The sequence below is a fragment of the Klebsiella sp. CN_Kp100 genome (genome assembly GCF_040065315.1).
GTDB classification, from domain to species: Bacteria; Pseudomonadota; Gammaproteobacteria; order Enterobacterales; family Enterobacteriaceae; genus Klebsiella; species Klebsiella oxytoca.
In genome coordinates this window covers 48,070-64,660 of record NZ_JBEAIJ010000006.1, presented here as the reverse complement: position 1 = coordinate 64,660, position 16,591 = coordinate 48,070, and the positions used below count along the sequence as shown (strand labels likewise).

11 protein-coding genes and 1 pseudogene are annotated in these 16,591 nt (G+C 49.7%); 7 read left to right on the top strand and 5 right to left on the bottom strand.

Annotated elements, in window-relative coordinates; translation table 11 throughout:
- Nucleotides 1-27: 27 nt before the first annotated feature.
- A complete protein-coding gene (locus tag ABLV12_RS06315) occupies nt 28-1,317 on the top strand; it encodes an arsenic transporter (protein WP_023329310.1) in 1,290 nt (429 codons plus the stop codon).
- A 12-nt stretch (nt 1,318-1,329) separates the two neighbouring features.
- A complete protein-coding gene (gene arsC, locus ABLV12_RS06310; RefSeq protein WP_142471945.1) occupies nt 1,330-1,755 on the top strand; it encodes a glutaredoxin-dependent arsenate reductase in 426 nt (141 codons plus the stop codon).
- Nucleotides 1,756-2,058: 303 nt separating this feature from the next.
- On the opposite strand, the gene ABLV12_RS06305 is transcribed toward arsC, so the two are convergent.
- From ABLV12_RS06305 to ABLV12_RS06295, 3 genes are all read right to left on the bottom strand, one after another.
- Entirely contained in the window at nt 2,059-2,463 is a 405-nt protein-coding gene (locus ABLV12_RS06305; RefSeq protein WP_043017490.1) for an H-NS family nucleoid-associated regulatory protein, read from the bottom strand.
- Nucleotides 2,464-3,016: 553 nt separating this feature from the next.
- Nucleotides 3,017-3,244 carry a hypothetical protein gene (locus ABLV12_RS06300; protein WP_086533269.1) on the bottom strand — a complete coding sequence of 76 codons (228 nt, stop codon included), beginning with the start codon at nt 3,242-3,244 and terminating at the stop codon, nt 3,017-3,019.
- Nucleotides 3,245-3,511: 267 nt separating this feature from the next.
- Nucleotides 3,512-3,730, bottom strand: coding sequence for a cold shock domain-containing protein (locus ABLV12_RS06295; protein WP_142471944.1), 219 nt, complete (start codon nt 3,728-3,730; stop codon nt 3,512-3,514).
- A gap of 278 nt (nt 3,731-4,008) precedes the next feature.
- On the opposite strand from ABLV12_RS06295, the pseudogene cspF reads away from it, so the two are divergent.
- From cspF to ABLV12_RS06280, 3 genes and pseudogenes are all read left to right on the top strand, one after another.
- Nucleotides 4,009-4,221, top strand: a pseudogene (cspF, locus tag ABLV12_RS06290) (cold shock-like protein CspF).
- A 75-nt stretch (nt 4,222-4,296) separates the two neighbouring features.
- On the top strand, nt 4,297-4,467 hold the full coding sequence (locus tag ABLV12_RS06285; protein ID WP_305955329.1) for a YnfU family zinc-binding protein: 171 nt from the start codon (nt 4,297-4,299) through the stop codon (nt 4,465-4,467).
- A gap of 155 nt (nt 4,468-4,622) precedes the next feature.
- Nucleotides 4,623-13,205, top strand: coding sequence for a glucoamylase family protein (locus ABLV12_RS06280; protein WP_142471943.1), 8,583 nt, complete (start codon nt 4,623-4,625; stop codon nt 13,203-13,205).
- Between the two features lie 19 nt (nt 13,206-13,224).
- Here the strand turns inward: ABLV12_RS06280 and ABLV12_RS06275 are convergent, their stop codons facing one another.
- A complete protein-coding gene (locus ABLV12_RS06275; RefSeq protein WP_004132711.1) occupies nt 13,225-13,458 on the bottom strand; it encodes a hypothetical protein in 234 nt (77 codons plus the stop codon).
- A 409-nt stretch (nt 13,459-13,867) separates the two neighbouring features.
- Between ABLV12_RS06275 and ABLV12_RS06270 the strand changes: the two genes are divergently transcribed.
- Together ABLV12_RS06270 and lpxP are read left to right on the top strand one after the other, a co-directional pair.
- Nucleotides 13,868-14,140 (top strand): hypothetical protein, encoded by a 273-nt coding sequence (locus ABLV12_RS06270; RefSeq protein WP_016247220.1) that lies wholly within the window; start codon nt 13,868-13,870, stop codon nt 14,138-14,140.
- A 202-nt stretch (nt 14,141-14,342) separates the two neighbouring features.
- Nucleotides 14,343-15,251: a kdo(2)-lipid IV(A) palmitoleoyltransferase gene (gene lpxP, locus ABLV12_RS06265; protein WP_142471942.1), complete on the top strand. Its 909-nt coding sequence runs from the start codon at nt 14,343-14,345 to the stop codon at nt 15,249-15,251.
- A 384-nt stretch (nt 15,252-15,635) separates the two neighbouring features.
- On the opposite strand, the gene ABLV12_RS06260 is transcribed toward lpxP, so the two are convergent.
- The gene (locus ABLV12_RS06260; protein WP_142471941.1) at nt 15,636-16,553 is read right to left on the bottom strand and encodes a hypothetical protein; all 918 of its coding nucleotides are present in this window, start codon (nt 16,551-16,553) and stop codon (nt 15,636-15,638) included.
- Nucleotides 16,554-16,591 lie beyond the last annotated feature (38 nt).

The following is a 16,591-nucleotide window of genomic DNA, read 5'->3' as shown; positions in this document are numbered from 1 at the left end:
ACATAATCATATATAACGGAGTCTGAGATGCTTTTGGCAGGGAGTATATTTTTACTGACGCTGGTACTGGTGATCTGGCAACCCAGAGGCCTGAGTATTGGCTGGAGCGCGAGTATCGGGGCAGTGCTGGCGCTTGGAACCGGTGTCATCCATATCGCTGATATTCCCGTTGTCTGGAATATCGTCTGGAACGCGACAGCGGCATTTATTGCGGTCATCATCATCAGCCTGCTGCTCGATGAGTCCGGCTTCTTTGAATGGGCCGCACTGCACGTCTCCCGCTGGGGTAACGGACGTGGCCGCCTGCTTTTCACCTGGATAGTCTTGCTCGGTGCCGCTGTTGCTGCGTTGTTTGCCAATGACGGCGCCGCGCTGATCCTGACGCCGATTGTGATTGCGATGCTGCTCGCACTGGGGTTCAGCCAGGGCACGACACTGGCCTTTGTCATGGCTGCAGGGTTTATTGCAGATACGGCCAGCCTGCCGCTCATTGTTTCTAACCTGGTTAATATCGTCTCGGCGGACTTCTTCGGTCTGGGCTTTACGCAGTACGCCTCCGTTATGATCCCCGTGGATGCGGCAGCGATTGCGGCCACGCTGATCATGCTGCATCTCTTCTTCCGCAGGGATATTCCGGCAACGTATGACGTTTCGCTGCTGAAGACGCCTGCAAGTGCGATCAAGGATCCGGCAACCTTCAGGGCGGGTTGGATTGTCCTGTTATTGCTGCTTGTTGGTTTCTTTGTTCTGGAGCCGCAGGGGATCCCGGTCAGTGCAATAGCGGCGGCTGGCGCAGCAGTGCTGTTTGTGGTGGCGAAAAGAGGCCATGCCATCAACACCGGGAAAGTCCTGCGCGGTGCGCCATGGCAGATAGTTATTTTCTCGCTGGGCATGTACCTCGTGGTCTATGGCCTGCGCAATGCAGGGCTCACGGAGTACCTGTCTGGCATGCTGAATCTGCTGGCAGACAAGGGGTTATGGGCAGCGACGTTCGGCACTGGCTTCCTGACGGCATTTCTCTCATCGGTGATGAACAATATGCCGACGGTACTGATTGGCGCGTTGTCGATTGACGGGAGTACGGCGACCGGCGTCGTCAAAGAGGCAATGATTTATGCCAATGTGATTGGCTGCGATTTAGGCCCGAAAATCACCCCGATTGGCAGTCTGGCAACACTGCTGTGGCTGCATGTGCTTGCCCAGAAAAATATTACTATCACCTGGGGATATTACTTCCGTACCGGCGTTGTCATGACTGTACCGGTGCTGTTTGTCACTCTGGCCGCGCTGGCGTGGCGGCTCTCTGTCACTTTGTAATGAGAAACTGATATGAGCAACATTACCATCTATCACAACCCGGCCTGTGGCACCTCACGCAACACGCTGGAGATGATCCGTAACAGCGGCAACGAACCGACGATAATTTATTATCTCGATACGCCACCGACCCGTGATGAGCTGATTAAACTTATTTCAGATATGGGAATTACGGTGCGTGCATTACTGCGTAAGAATGTTGAGCCTTATGAACATCTGGGTCTTAATGAAGAGAAATTTAGTGATGAGCAGTTGATTGATTTCATGCTTCAACATCCGATCCTGATTAATCGGCCGATTGTAGTTACGCCGCTTGGCACTCGTCTTTGCCGTCCTTCAGAAATAGTGCTCGATATTCTACCGGAAGGCCAGAAAGGAGCGTTTACCAAAGAGGATGGCGAGAAGGTCATTGACGAAACGGGGACGCGGCTTAGGTAATCTGTCCACTTCAAGATATCGGACGCCTGTTTAATCTACGAGGGCGTCCGCTTGCCGTTCACTAAAGACCTCCAGCCTACTAACCCCGTCCGCATCATGCTATGAGAGGAAAGACTGTGGTGTTGGCTGCATTACAACTGCGTAATGTCACCATTAATACCTTCTTTACCCAGTTTATAGCGCAACATAAACTCTTCATGAAACACCTTGTTGAAGCCAGTTACGAACCAGCTGCTTCTCGACGATCCTCTAAGGATGGTTGTGGACTATCCGTAAAAAGAGCCGGGTATGCCCGGCTCTTTTTTAGCTGATTTCGAAATCTTTTAATTCCCCACCTTCAGCAATCAGATTTGAGATCCGCTTCGGCATTCGCCCCTGACCTGACCATGTTTTTGACTCTCCAGTTTCGTCAGTATATCGATACTTCGCGGGGCGGGGGGAGCGCGTTCTTTTAGCCTTACCCGGAGAGCCAATAGCAGCCATAAGTTCGGATGGGTCGATACCCTCATCAAGCATCATCTGACGAAGTGATTCCAGTTTATCGCGGCGCTGACTTTCATTTGCAAGACGTAATGTCTCTTCTTCTCGTCGTTCTATAAGAATAAGTTTAAACTTTTCCAGAACATCTTCCAGCACATCTAAGGACATTTCACGAGTCTGGGAACGTAAGGTACGGATATTGTTCAACTGTGTGAGAGCATCTGACATAAAGAGACCTCTTAAAATTTCAGCAAATACCAATGTCGACGGTTGCTCATCAACCCGATTTTTCTTAATGAGCATTTTAATCCGATTGGTACATATTGTTATTAACGAGGTTTAGACTACTGATATAAATCTCTTATCGCAAGACAAAACTAAGAAGAATGTGCAAGAACTAAATTCTAACTCCTACGAAATGTCCATGCATTTTTGAAGGTACTTAAAACTATGATGCCAGGAGTCATCCGGAGAGTCTTTTTATACCCTCATAACTTATTGCTTCAGTTACACCTGATGAGATTTAAAATGAAGAGAGACATCGCCGCCACTTAGCAAGGTTTTTCACAAATGGCAAGATGGCACGCAGGGGAGAGACACTTGCATTTTGTCAGAGCGTAGCGAATTACTCTCTCTTTATAGAGGTGTTTCTAAAAAAGTGTAATGTAAAAAAAAGCCTGCTGTTAGCAGGCCATAAATGTTTTTAACTCTTTTTTTGTTCGATTCTGATAAATAGGGTAAGCATGCAATTAAACGTGGAGCAGAGAGCATGACAAAAATGCTATAAATATTTCCTGGCCGCATCAAGTATCTCCTGTGACGTTAACTCCCTGTCAGTAGCCACGTAAACAATATCATGATCGCCAGTTAAGGAAGGAAAACCTGCAGACATAATCCGAAGATGTGTTTCTTCACCGTTTGGATATTCCTGCCTGATAGACGATATACCTTCCAGAACGGTCATGACTTTACAGGATTCAGCATTAAAGAAAACAAGGACTTTAATCATATTCTATTACCCTGTTCTCGCATGGATATTAACTGGCAGATGCCATTAAGGTCAAAGCCATACACACTTCTTATTTAACATGTGGTTAGCTTGTGCTTTTAGACTTTTTATGCAGTAGTACTGTACTTCATCACATCGGTTAGCATACTCATAATTTTGAAAAATATGCTGATCAGATATTAAGAATAAACGACTTTCATCTGATTTAAGTTATGGATCTGTCTACTCAGGAATAATCCTTCATCGTTATCGCAGACCCACAATGATTTATTTATCGCAAAGTGTTACGTTTGCAGCAGCAGGACCCTTGTCTCCGCGGTGAATGGCAAATTCAACTTTCTGACCTTCAAATAAAGTTTTAAAGTTGTCGCCATTAAGTGCAGACAAATGGACAAAGATATCTTTGCTGCCATCAAGAGGAGAGATGAAGCCAAAACCTTTGTCTTCGTTAAACCATTTAATCAGGCCCATAATTCTCGAGGTCATACTGACTCCGTTATACATGATTGTATTGATAGTAAACGTATAAGATTAAACGTATGGACTCAAAAGAGGGGATATCAACGATAGCGCCTGGTAATGAGAACTGCCCGGAAAATTTCTAACTTTCATTAGTACATCGAACTGATGGGATTCATTAAGGCACAGGGAATCGATATAAGCAAATTATCTTTTAGCCGTCCAGAGGTCCTGTAGGGAAAATAAAAGTGGCTGAATGCCATTTTCAATGTATAGTCTTTAAGTGTTTTCAATAAGGAATTGACTTGTCCCATAAAATGACAGGAATTGTCAAAAGCTTTGATATTCTTAGTGGTAAAGGCCTCATCATCCCATCTGATGGACGAAAAGACGTTCTGCTTCACATTTCAGCCGTTAACTCTCGCTAATCAGAATTACTCATCCCTAGAAGCCGCATAGAGTTTTGCCGGATAAACGGTTTCAGGGGGCCTGTGGCTGCGAACATTTATCTTTCCTGATTTTCAGTATGTCAAAATAGATAGATTAAAACTTAACCACATGTGGTACGGTGAAGCTCATTCATTGAAAGGTTAATGGTTATGTCTGTTATCAATTACGCAATGAAATTCTTCAGCAGTGCGTCTACTGCCACTGCTGCCTGTCCTGTTTGTGGCTTAAAATCAGTACAACCGTTGTCAAAAATCCGGCTCAACCAAACCATGCTTTGCCCCGGATGTAAGGCTCTGTTTATCTCCCGACGCTAGCTCGACCAAAATCGCAGAACAGAGCTCATGTCCTATACTTATGTTAGATTCCGGCAGCTGTTAAATCCCTGATGCCTGACGCCCATCCTGAGAGAACGTTTCTGAACTGATTTCGCAACTGCTCCTGCGCGCTAACGTCGCATCAGAGCAATGCTATGAAAATGATCCCCAGAGCGTGGTTTAACCGCTCCCGTATTCTGATTAATGCTGCCGAAAACATAACGTTTTCGGCGAACGATCCTGCCGGTGAAAGCTCGCCGCGGTCAGAACTCTTTTCGACCGTCCAGATGGAACGCTACGGCCAGAAGCTGGCGCGGACTCATAAAGTATCACCGGATAGGCATCCTTATTATCTTCTGAAACGGCTTGGCGACAATGAGGCCGTCATTACCCAAAACTGCTATGAGCTTAACGCGGGTAAAAAGACCAGTATCATGCCCGCCGGTGAATGGCTGCTGGACAATTATTATCTGATTGAGGAACAAATCCGCACTGTCCGCCAGCATCTGCCGAAAAGCTTTGGCAAAGGTCTTCCGTCGCTTGTATCGCCGTTGAATTGCCCACGAATTTATCATATTGCATCAGAGGCCATTGCTCACGGCGATGGCCGCTGGGATGCCGCCAGCCTGACCAGCTATCTCACTGCCTATCAACAGGTGACGCCGCTGACGCTGGGTGAAGTCTGGGCGTTACCGGGAATGCTGCGCCTTGCGCTGATTGAAAATCTTCGTCGTATCAGTATGGAAGTGATAAAAGCGCAGCAGGACAGAAACCTTGCTGATACGTGGATAACAAGGATTGTCGAATGTGCAGAGAGTGCGCCTGGTGATTTAATCATGGTGGTTGCCGATATGGCGCGCTCCCGACCTCCGTTAACCAGTGCGTTTGTCGCAGAGCTGGTGCGGCGCCTGCAGGGGCATGGCAACGCGCTGTCGTTACCTCTGACCTGGGTTGATCAGTGCCTTCGGGAACAGGGGATCACCACTGACGTTCTCATACATAGTTTCAATCAGCAGCTTGCCGCCAGCCAGCTGTCCGTCAGTAACAGCATCGCGGGCCTGCGTTTATTGAGTGAAACGGACTGGGCTGATTTCGCCGAAACGATAAGCGTTGTCGAACAGGCATTACGCAATGATCCTGCCGGCATCTATCCCCGGATGCATTTCAATACCCGGGATCATTACCGGCACGTAGTTGAGGTTCTGGCCAGAGACAGCGGTCTCAGCGAGCCTGAGGTTGCTGAGAAGGCGCTGGCGTTTTCAGAGGAAAAAGCGCCTGATACACCGGAACATCATGTTGGTTATTATCTTGCGGGCGAAGGTCGACAGGCGCTGGATATTCATCTCCTGGCAGACGCCTCAAGGCTCATACGCTTGCGGCACAGTTTCAACAGAATAACCCTGCTGTCATGGCTTGGAAGCCTGGCGTTGCTGACAACCGCAGCGACCGCAGCAATATTGCACGAAACCGCCATGCAGGGCGCAGACTGGCTATTGATCGCGGTGATATTACCTCTGATTATCGCATTAACTCAGTTAATGAGCGATTTGCTCAGTGATGCAACCACCCGTTTTCGCGTTCCTCGACCCTTGCCGGGGATGGATTTTTCAGCCGGTATTCCCGCTGACAGTGCCACCATGTTAGTCATTCCCTGCATGTTGACCAGCCACGAAAGTTTCAGCCAGCTCCTCACCAGTCTTGAAGTCTGCTGGTTGGGGAATGAAAACGAAAATCTCAGGTTCGCGCTGCTCACTGATTTTGCTGATTCTGAAAATGAACCCTCGCCGGAAAGTCACGCGCTGCTCAGACAGGCTATCGCCGATACGCAGGCGCTTAATCGCCGCTACCCCTCCGGCCGACCACGTTTTTATCTGTTACATCGCCAGCCTGAATGGAACCCCTCGGAAGGAGCGTGGATGGGCTATGAACGCAAGCGGGGAAAACTGGCGTTACTGAACAGCTGGTTGCGCCATCCCGGAACGCAATTCGTCAGCGTTGCAGAGATGCCTGCCCACCTTTTACCGGGTCACATAAAATACGTCATTACCCTGGACAGCGATACGGTGCTCCCACGCGATACGGCACACAAACTCGTCGCGACGATGGCGCATCCGCTGAATACGCCTGAGTATGATCCGGTACGCCAGAGGGTTGTCAAAGGATTCGGTATTTTACAGCCCGGTCTTGCGGAGGAGATACCACGCAACGGTCAGGGGCGTTACGCAGCCCTGCGCAGCAGCGTACCGGGCAATAACCCTTATTCGATGATGTCTTCGGATATTTATCAGGATCTCTTTGGGGAAGGCTCGTTTGTGGGCAAAGGGATTTACGATGTTGATATTTTTATGCAGGCCACTACGAACATCTGCCCGGAAAATCTGGTACTCAGCCACGATCTGCTTGAAGGATGCTATGCACGTTCGGGTCTGCTGAGCGAGGTGTTACTGTACGAACAGTACCCTAATAATTATCTGTCGGATGTTGCACGACGTTCACGCTGGATCCGGGGTGACTGGCAACTGCTTAACTGGCTAAAACCACGCGTCAGAAAAGCCGATGGAACCCGGGTCAGGAATCCGCTGACCGCGCTTTCTTACTGGAAATTACTCGATAATCTACGTCGCAGTCTGGTCGCCCCCTCCTTACTGATATTGCTGTTCTTCGCTCTGCTTTGGGTACCCAATCCGGTTTACTGGCTGGGCATACTGTTGCTGATATGGCTGTTGCCAGCCATCCTCTGCATTAGCCATGACCTTCTGCATAAACCTCTGCGTCGCCGCGTGAAGCCGCATCTGTTACTGGTGGGGGCGGGCGCGCTAAAGCGTCTGTCAGGTATCAGCCTTAATTTTGCGATACTGCCGCACGAAGCCGGATATTCGCTGAAAGCGATCGCCGTGACGCTATGGCGACTGGGGATAAGCAGGCGTCACCTCAGCCAGTGGGTCAGCCACAGCCAGGACAGCAGTCAGGCCAGACCCACTGTTGCACGTTTTTATCAGGCGATGTGGCTGAACGTTGCCGGTGGCGTGGCGCTGACAATACTGACCGGACAATTTGCTCCACAGCTGCTGGGGATTGCGTTACCGATCGGTTTGGTATGGTGTGTGGCACCGCTGCTGATGAGCTGGCTGAGTCGCCAGCCCGTGCGTAAGGTTTTTTCGCCTAATCAGGAACAAAAACAGCTGTTACGCCAGACAAGCCGTGAAATCTGGGCTTTTTTTGAAACATTTGCCACAGCAAAAGAGAACTGGCTTCCGCCTGATAATTATCAGGAAATACCACAACCGACGGTGGCACACCGAACTTCTCCTACCAATATTGGTCTTTCACTTATGGCTAACCTGACGGCATGGGACTTTGGCTACCTGCCTGGCGGAGAGGTGCTCCGGCGCGTGTCGCTCACGCTCGACACGATGGATCAAATGGAGCACTACCGGGGCCATCTCTACAACTGGTATGACACCCGTACGCTGGTCCCCCTCAGTCCACGCTATATCTCCAGCGTCGACAGCGGCAATATGGCCGGGCATTTATTGACCCTGCGTGCAGGCCTGTCCGCCATGCGTCATCAGCCTGTTTTAAGCAACCAACAGATACTGGCAGGACTGAACGATACGCTGGATATTCTGGAAAAACAGTGGGGTAAGAACCCACCTGACAGCCTGAGTCTGCTGCGCAAGCATTGCCTGAACGCGGTGTCGCTCTCTCCGCAGGCGCTTTTCAGCGAACTGAAAAGCATGCGCACCCAGAGCAACCATCTGACCAGCGCATGTCATCAGGGATCTCCTCTTCAGATGCGCTGGGCTGGACATCTGGAGCATCAACTGGTTCAGCTTTGCCATGAGTGGTCTCTGTTGCTTGGCTGGTTGCCTGCATCCTGGAATGAACAGACGCTGCCGACGCTGAGTGAGCTTGCCCGTCCGACATTAACCGGTACAGGAACGCCTCCGGCGTCAGTGGCGGAGCAGGCCCGAATGCGACTCAATATTATCACCGAGCTGGAACAGCGGCTGGATGAGCATGCCCGGATGGATTTCGCCTTTCTGTACAGTGAAGCAACCAGTCTGCTCAGCGTCGGTTATAACTGTGACACCAATATGCCTGACAAGAGCCACTACGATCTCCTGCCGTCTGAAATCCGCCTGACCAGTTTTCTTGCCATTGCGACTAATCAGCTGCCTCTTAAAAGCTGGTACGCGCTGGGTCGATTGTTTACCACGATTGATAATGAAACTGCCCTGATGTCATGGAGCGGATCCATGTTTGAATATCTGATGCCGAATCTGGTGATGCCCACCTGGCCCGGCAGCCTGCTCGATGAAATGAGTCAGTCGGCGGTTATGCGCCAGATTCACTGGGGGAAAGAACGCGGGGTACCATGGGGTGTTTCAGAGTCTGGCTATCATGCTTTTGATGTTCAGCATAATTATCAGTATCAGGCATTTGGCGTACCGGGGCTCGGTCTACGCAGGGGACTTGCCGATGACATGGTTGTTGCTCCTTACGCCACGCTGCTGGCGCTGATGGTTTCCCCACAGAGAGCCTGTGAGAACCTGTTCAGGCTGCAAAAAAATGGTGCACGCGGAGAATACGGTTTTTATGAAGCGCTGGACTATACCCCCTCACGTCTTGCAACTGGTCAGCTCTATGCGGTGGTACAGTCCTGGATGGCGCATCACCAGGGTATGGCATTTCAGGCGCTGGCTCATGTGCTGCTTGACGCCCCCATGACTGAACGCTTTATGTCCAGCACGGTATTCCGGTCAGCGAGTCTGCTGTTACAGGAGCGTGTGCCGGATGCGGTCGATCTGTACAGTCCGCGCCGTCATTTTGAATCTCATGAGGGCATGGTCAAACCTGTTCGCTATGAACCCCGTATTTTCTATAGCGTGGATACCCCCGCCCCGGATATTCAACTCCTGTCCAACGGCCATTATCATCTGATGTTGACCGCGGGCGGCGGTGGTTACAGTCGCTGGAATGATATTGCACTAACGCGCTGGCGCAGTGATACCACCCGTGATAACTGGGGAGCATTCTGCTACATCCGTGATACCCAGACGGGAGATGTGTGGAGCAATACCTGGCAACCAACAGGCTACACCAGCGGACAAGACGAGGAAGTGTTGTTCACCGATGCGGGGGCAGAATTCAGACGCAGCTTAGGGGGACTCAGCGTCAAAACTCAGGTGGTGATCTCTCCGGAGGATGATGTTGAATTGCGACGGCTCACACTGATTCATCGTGGTCGTAAGCCTCGCTCTCTGGAGCTGACAACCTATGCTGAAGTGGTACTGGCACCTGATGCCAGCGATCTGGCACACCCGGCATTCAGCAATTTGTTTATTCAGACTGAGCTGGCTCCTGAGCGTGACGCTATTCTTTGCCACCGGCGCCCGCGCTCACCGGATGAACCGGGCTCTTGCCTGTTTCACATGATGGTGGTGCACGGCGATAACCGACATAACGTGTCGTTTGAAACGGACAGGGCAAAGTTTATTGGACGTGGCAGAAACCCTGCGAATGCACAGGCAATAGAGACGGGAGGGATGCTAGGCAACACGTCGGGCTCGGTGCTGGATCCGATACTGGCAATTCGCAACGCCATCATTCTGCAGCCGGGGCAGCCGGTTACGATTGATATCATTTATGGCATCAGCGAGACCCGTCAGCAGAGCCTGGCGTTGCTGGAGAAATATCGCGATTACCCTATCGCCGATCGCGTCTTTGAACTGGCCTGGTCTCACAGTCTGGTGGTATTGCGCCAGATGAACGCCAGTGAAGATGATGCCACGTTGTTCAATAGTCTCGCCAGCGCTGTGCTTTACCCTGTCCAGGAGCTGCGCGCCGAAGGCCACGCGATCGGCCGCAACCGGCGTGGCCAGTCCGGACTGTGGGGCTGGGCAATTTCAGGGGATCTGCCGATAGTGCTGCTGAGTATAACCAGCGAGGAAAGTATCACCTCAGTGACCACACTGATTCAGGCACACCGTTACTGGAGACAGAAAGGGCTGGATGTTGATTTGGTCATCCTGAATAACAGCCCCGGCGGCTACCAGCAGGGATTACAAAATCAGATTATGGAGTTAATTTATGCCGGGTCTGAAGCCAGTCTGCTGGATAAAAAGGGCGGGCTTTTTGTCCGGAACGGTGAGCATCTCTCCGCTGAGGATAAGTTGCTTTTGATGAGCGTGGCCTGTCTTTATCTTGATGACCGCGCAGGGGGTATTAATGAGCAGCTTAACCAGCGTATTCATACCCTGAAATCGCCGGCAAGGGCATTCATTCCGCGTGCTGTGCGCGAGCGTAATCAACATACGGGCTGGAGCCCTGATACCAGTCAGTTATGCCATTTCAATGGGTACGGTGGATTTTCTCAGGATGGGCGGGAGTATCAGATCGTCCTTCGGGAAAATGCGCTTACACCGGCTCCCTGGTCGAACATACTGGCAAATTCTCGTTTTGGCTGTGTGATCTCAGAGGCAGGGCAGGCCTATACCTGGTATGAGAATGCCCATGAATACCGATTGACGCCGTGGGAGAACGATCCGGTGAGCGATCGCAGCGGCGAGGCATTTTACCTGCGCGATGAAGAGAGCGGGGAGTGCTGGTCGCCGACGGCTTTACCTGTTCGCGGACACGGTGATTACCTGACCCGCCATGGTTTTGGCTACAGCGTTTTTGCCCATCGTGAGAGTGGTATAGACAGCGAGTTGACGGTCCTGGTTGCTGAAGAAGATCCGGTTAAACTGGTGCTCCTGACGCTCAGCAACTCTTCGGGACGGACACGTCAACTTTCCGTCACAGGCTATGTAGAGTGGACGCTCGGAGAAACACGAACGCGCTCAGCCCCTCACATTGTGACACATGTGGCCAGAACGCCCGGCGGCTGCGGGGTGCTTGCGAATAACTTTTATGGTGATAATGGTGGCGGCCGAACTGCATTTTTTGCCGTCAGCGGTAATGACTGTTCTCTGACAGGGGATCGCCGGGAGTTTATTGGCCGTAATGGTTCCCTTCACGCCCCTTCGGCCATGAAACTGCAAAAGCTTTCTGGTAAGACGGGGGCCGGTCTGGATCCCTGCGGAGCGGTGCAATCGGCGGTTACATTAATTGACGGGGACCAGAGGACGTTTATTTTTATCCTCGGCGCAGAGGAGAATGATGTTTGTGCTCAGGAGACGCTGGCCCGCTACATGAACGAGGATACGGTCCGCCAGGAGCTGAACCGGATTCATAATCACTGGCACAATGTTCTCGATAAAATCGTAGTTAACACCCCAGACACGTCCGTAAATTTACTGGTTAATGGCTGGCTGTTGTATCAGACGGTCGCCTGCCGTCTTATGGCCCGGAGTGGCTACTATCAGTCTGGCGGTGCATTTGGTTTTCGCGATCAGCTGCAGGATACGCTGGCTCTGAGCCACGCTGCTCCGGACCGGATGCGTGAACAGATAATACTCTGTGCATCACGGCAGTTTATCGAGGGGGATGTGCAGCACTGGTGGCACCCGCCACACGGCAACGGTGTGCGTACCCGCTGTTCCGATGACTATCTTTGGCTGCCGCTTGCTGTTTGCCACTATGTTGAAACGACGGGGGATATGGATGCACTGGAAATACGCATTCCTTATCTGGAGGGACGCTCGCTTCAGCCTGGTGAAGAGTCTGTCTATGACACGCCGGTCATCAGCGGCACCGAAGAGACACTCTGGTTACACTGCGTCAAAGCTATTCACTATGGACTTCGCTTCGGGGAGCATGGCCTGCCGCTGATGGGGGCTGGTGACTGGAATGACGGGATGAACCGGGTGGGTATCGAAGGCAAAGGTGAAAGCGTCTGGCTGGGCTTCTTCCTGTACGACATTTTGCAGCGGTTTGCAGCGCTGGCGGAGCGCAGGCTGGATGAAAGCGTCGCCGCGATGTGCCGTTCACAGGCTCTGCGCCTGCAAAGTAATCTCGAAGCCCACGCCTGGGATGGGGAATGGTACCGGCGCGGGTATTTTGACGATGGTACTCCCCTGGGATCGAAAACCTCACAGGACTGCCGGATTGATGCGATTGCGCAGAGCTGGTCTGTATTGTCCGGCGCCGCGAGCCCGGGACGGTGCGCAAAGGCCATGCAGGCGCTGGATAAGCACCTTGTGGATAACGAAGGAGGGCTGATCAAACTGTTAACGCCTCCTTTCGACGGACACGGTCCAAATCCGGGCTACATACAGGGGTACCTGCCCGGCGTGCGGGAAAACGGAGGGCAGTATACGCATGGCGCCATCTGGGCAGTGATGGCCTTTGCCCGAATGGGGAATGCCGGACGAGCCTGGCAACTCTGGTCAATGCTCAGCCCTATAAATCATACCCTGAATGCGGACTCTGTCGGGATTTATAAAGCTGAGCCTTATGTCATGAGTGCTGATGTCTACAGCGTCGCTCCCCATACCGGACGTGCAGGTTGGAGCTGGTATACCGGTTCAGCAGCCTGGGCCTGGCGTTTACTTACCGAGGAATTACTGGGGATAAAACGTTCCGGCACTGACTTTAGTGTTCATGCCAGGTTACCGGATGAGTGGTCGTCTTTTTCTATGGCATATCAATATGGTGAAAGCCATTATCAGATTAGTGTTTCACGCGGCGATGCAGAATATTGCGTGACGCTGGATGGTGTTCTCCTCCCTGATGACAGAATACCGCTGAAGGATGATGGACAAAACCATACGGTTGAGATCATTCAGAACTGACACTGATCCCGGAGGTGCATTAACGTCTGCCGTTAATGCGCTGATTATCCCTGAGAACATCAATCGCAGTCTGCATGGCGATTTTGTCATCCCGCCTTTTTTGTTTGTCCTGCATGACCTGAAGGTATTCCAGCAAGGTGCGGGTATTAATCGGTCGGCCCTGTTTACCCACAGCCAGCACGGCTTCGCCAAGAATAATTTTCACAGGCGGTAGTTGTGCCGGATACCAGTCAAGGGTGTCTTCTGATTTCATCTTAAATTTCTCACGGAAGGGTAGTGTATCATAAATAAGACGTTCAATTTTCAATATCTGATATCCTGATTCAGACACAACTTAACATAACTTATGCCAGTTATTTTTATATTAAAGCGTATAATAATTACTGTATTCCTCAGAGAATTATTTATGTCTTATACAAATGGGCTCAGGTATTTTAAAGAAAGACCGGTTCATGTTGCCTGCCCGGTATGTGCACACAGAGCCGATCAGAAAGCAGGTAAACTAAGAAAAGATGCGGTTCTTGAGTGCCCTGCCTGCGGACTGTTGTTCAGACCTTCAGAATGCTGGTGTATCGGCGGCTGATCAGCTTCTGCCACTTAACGTCAGTGATGTCGGAAAATGACAACATTCCTCCTGTACTGCTGTTGTCGAGGGTATGATAATGAAATCTAAAAAATCTGTTTTTATTGAAGGGCATATCATGTCGAACAGCTGTCACGGACAGCCTGGCCAACCTTTCTGTATTCACCGGGTCAGGTTTAGTAATGGTAAATATGCGATTATTCGGGTGGCATCCGGGATATGTTTCAAACCAGGCGAAATTATTCAACGAAACGATTGTGAGTGGTTTTATAAACTTACCAAAATTCGGCTTCTTTCTTTTGAGTACCTTGATGATGATGAATCAAGAAGACAATTCCTTGAGTATCAATGATAAAACCATGGATTTATAACAGAATAAATTTTCTGGCTTACAATTCACCCCTGGCTCTTTAAATTATTCACCAGTCATTGGGAAATATTTTTTCCTGAATTTAGATGAATTTAAATTATCTAAAACAAAATGTATCGCTAAAGACGAATTGCCTCATTGTTACCCTTTTGCGTTATAACCTTCATTAGCATTAAGGAAATTTATGGCACAGACTTTTACTCATAATTTACTTCATCCTCGCCACTGGCTTACCTGGTCTGGTTTGGGTCTGCTGTGGCTTCTCGTTCAGCTTCCTTACCCGGTTTTACATATTCTGGGCTCTGGTCTTGGAAAAATATCCAGACCCTTTCTGAAACGCCGGGAAGGGATTGCGAGTAGAAATATCGAACTTTGCTTTCCCGAGATGACACCGTTTGCCCGGAGCCAGATGGTCAATAAAAACTTTGTTTCTCTCGGGCTGGGACTGATGGAAACAGGAATGGCCTGGTTCTGGAGCGATGCGAGAGTCAAAAAATGGTTTGATGTCGAAGGGCTTGAAAACCTGACCGGTGCGACCAGAGGGGTAATGGTTGTCGGGATACATTTTATGTCCCTTGAATTGTGTGGAAGAGTAATGGGGTTATGCCATCCTATGATGGCAACGTATCGCCCACACAATGATCCATTAATGGAATGGGTACAGACAAAAGGACGTATGCGTTCAAATAAGGCTATGATTAATCGACGTAATTTATCAGGATTTGTTCATGCGCTAAAAGCTGGTGAAGCCGTGTGGTTTGCACCAGACCAGGATTATGGGTCTAAGGGAAGCGTTTTTGCACCTTTTTTCTCGGTAAAAAAAGCAGCCACGACGAACGGAACGTATGCTTTGTCAAAACTCGCTGGTGCAGACTTGCTCGCACTTAGCATGATTCGACGTAGCGATAAAAAAGGTTATCACATGTATATCAGCAATCCGCTGTCAGGCTATCCAGGGGAGGACAAGGTCGCCGCAGCGGCTTATATGAACAAGATCATCGAGCGTGAAATTCTCCGTGCCCCTGAGCAATACCTGTGGATGCATCGCAGGTTCAAAACGCGTCCTGAAGGCGAAGTCTCTTTATACAAATGAACCACTCAACTTGTCATGAGCCAGAATCTATCTTTCTTGCCACTGCGTATTTGTAAAAAATGCGATAAAGAATTTTCGATCGGCTTCATGTTAACGATGGCGTAACTGACAACCAAGGTTAATCAATTGAACCTGTGCGGATTTGAAGGTCCGCTTCTCGCTCACAGCGGACGTTCAGCTCAGTTAGCTTGTAAGGTTCGAGCCAAAAACATACATTCTAGTAAACAGGAAACCGCTCCATCATCCATACCCCGCCATATTAATCTTTAACAAGTATGTGCTCTCTACGTAACGGGACAAGAGAGAGATAGCTATAGACCTTGGTCCATTAAGATTCATTACAATACTGAGAAATCAGACGAAGAAACCACTGAGATCACAACGCTATTTAGCAGATCGCCGATAAGATTTTGCCGCTTGCCAGGCATGTTTCATCTTCTCAATAAACTCCAGCTTCTCTTCAGGTTGGACGTTCCACACATCTATAGCCGCAATAATCATGTCATAACGCATAGATATATTATAAGGGCGAAGATAGCCCGCTATTCGTCCTTTTCCCTTGAGATAGTCCCAGAGATATACTAGTTGAGTTTCATCATCACGGGACATCCAGTCAAAGTCTGACAGAAAAAAATCATATTGTTCAAGCCAGCGCTCATGCAGTTTTTTGAAATAAGAGATCTTATCTCCAAGTGAGCATGGCGCTTCATCAATGTACCTCATCACACCATTGATGAGTTCACGCTCAGTTACCGGAGTGGGGTTATACAGAGAGGTACTAGCTCCCGCGTTCAGATAAAATCGGGAGAAAACGCGTTTCGGTTTCTTTGAAGCAGTGGCCTGTGGATTTGTTATCAGGTCCCAATCTATATCGTCCAGGTCGGTATTCAAATTAGAGAAATCAAGATTTGTGAAGATATTATCGTCCATTAAAAGAGAATTAAAACCACCTGAACAATCAAAGCCATCCCCCAAACCACCAAGCGTCAGCCCTGCAGATAATACTGGGTATTCAAAAATATAATGGTGAGCAAACCACAATGCTCTTGGTGTACCTTTGAAACAATCAAAATAATCTTTATCAATCAGTAGCAGCTCAGCCCATTCTTTAAGAGTTTTCCGGCCAATTTTGATCCTGTCCTGATCGCCCAGGAAATGCCGTTCAAGGATCTCAGAGATTAAACGTCGAAACTGATCCGGCGAATCATAAGTACTCCACTGTAAGGAGTAATCAGTGTTGGAAAGCGCACCAAGCATTTTTAAATACATTATCTCGTAACGGATCATATCGTAATGCAACATCGTCTCTTCCCTCTAATTCTGGCTCCTGGACACAGATT

Excerpts from the sequence above, each read along its gene's own strand:
- ABLV12_RS06315 (WP_023329310.1), top strand. The coding sequence starts at position 28 with ATGCTTTTGGCAGGGAGTATATTTTTACTGACGCTGGTACTGGTGATC.
- arsC (WP_142471945.1), top strand. The coding sequence starts at position 1,330 with ATGAGCAACATTACCATCTATCACAACCCGGCCTGTGGCACCTCACGC.
- ABLV12_RS06305 (WP_043017490.1), bottom strand. The coding sequence starts at position 2,463 with ATGTCAGATGCTCTCACACAGTTGAACAATATCCGTACCTTACGTTCC.
- ABLV12_RS06300 (WP_086533269.1), bottom strand. The coding sequence starts at position 3,244 with ATGATTAAAGTCCTTGTTTTCTTTAATGCTGAATCCTGTAAAGTCATG.
- ABLV12_RS06295 (WP_142471944.1), bottom strand. The coding sequence starts at position 3,730 with ATGACCTCGAGAATTATGGGCCTGATTAAATGGTTTAACGAAGACAAA.
- ABLV12_RS06285 (WP_305955329.1), top strand. The coding sequence starts at position 4,297 with ATGGTTATGTCTGTTATCAATTACGCAATGAAATTCTTCAGCAGTGCG.
- ABLV12_RS06280 (WP_142471943.1), top strand. The coding sequence starts at position 4,623 with ATGAAAATGATCCCCAGAGCGTGGTTTAACCGCTCCCGTATTCTGATT.
- ABLV12_RS06275 (WP_004132711.1), bottom strand. The coding sequence starts at position 13,458 with ATGAAATCAGAAGACACCCTTGACTGGTATCCGGCACAACTACCGCCT.
- ABLV12_RS06270 (WP_016247220.1), top strand. The coding sequence starts at position 13,868 with ATGAAATCTAAAAAATCTGTTTTTATTGAAGGGCATATCATGTCGAAC.
- lpxP (WP_142471942.1), top strand. The coding sequence starts at position 14,343 with ATGGCACAGACTTTTACTCATAATTTACTTCATCCTCGCCACTGGCTT.
- ABLV12_RS06260 (WP_142471941.1), bottom strand. The coding sequence starts at position 16,553 with ATGTTGCATTACGATATGATCCGTTACGAGATAATGTATTTAAAAATG.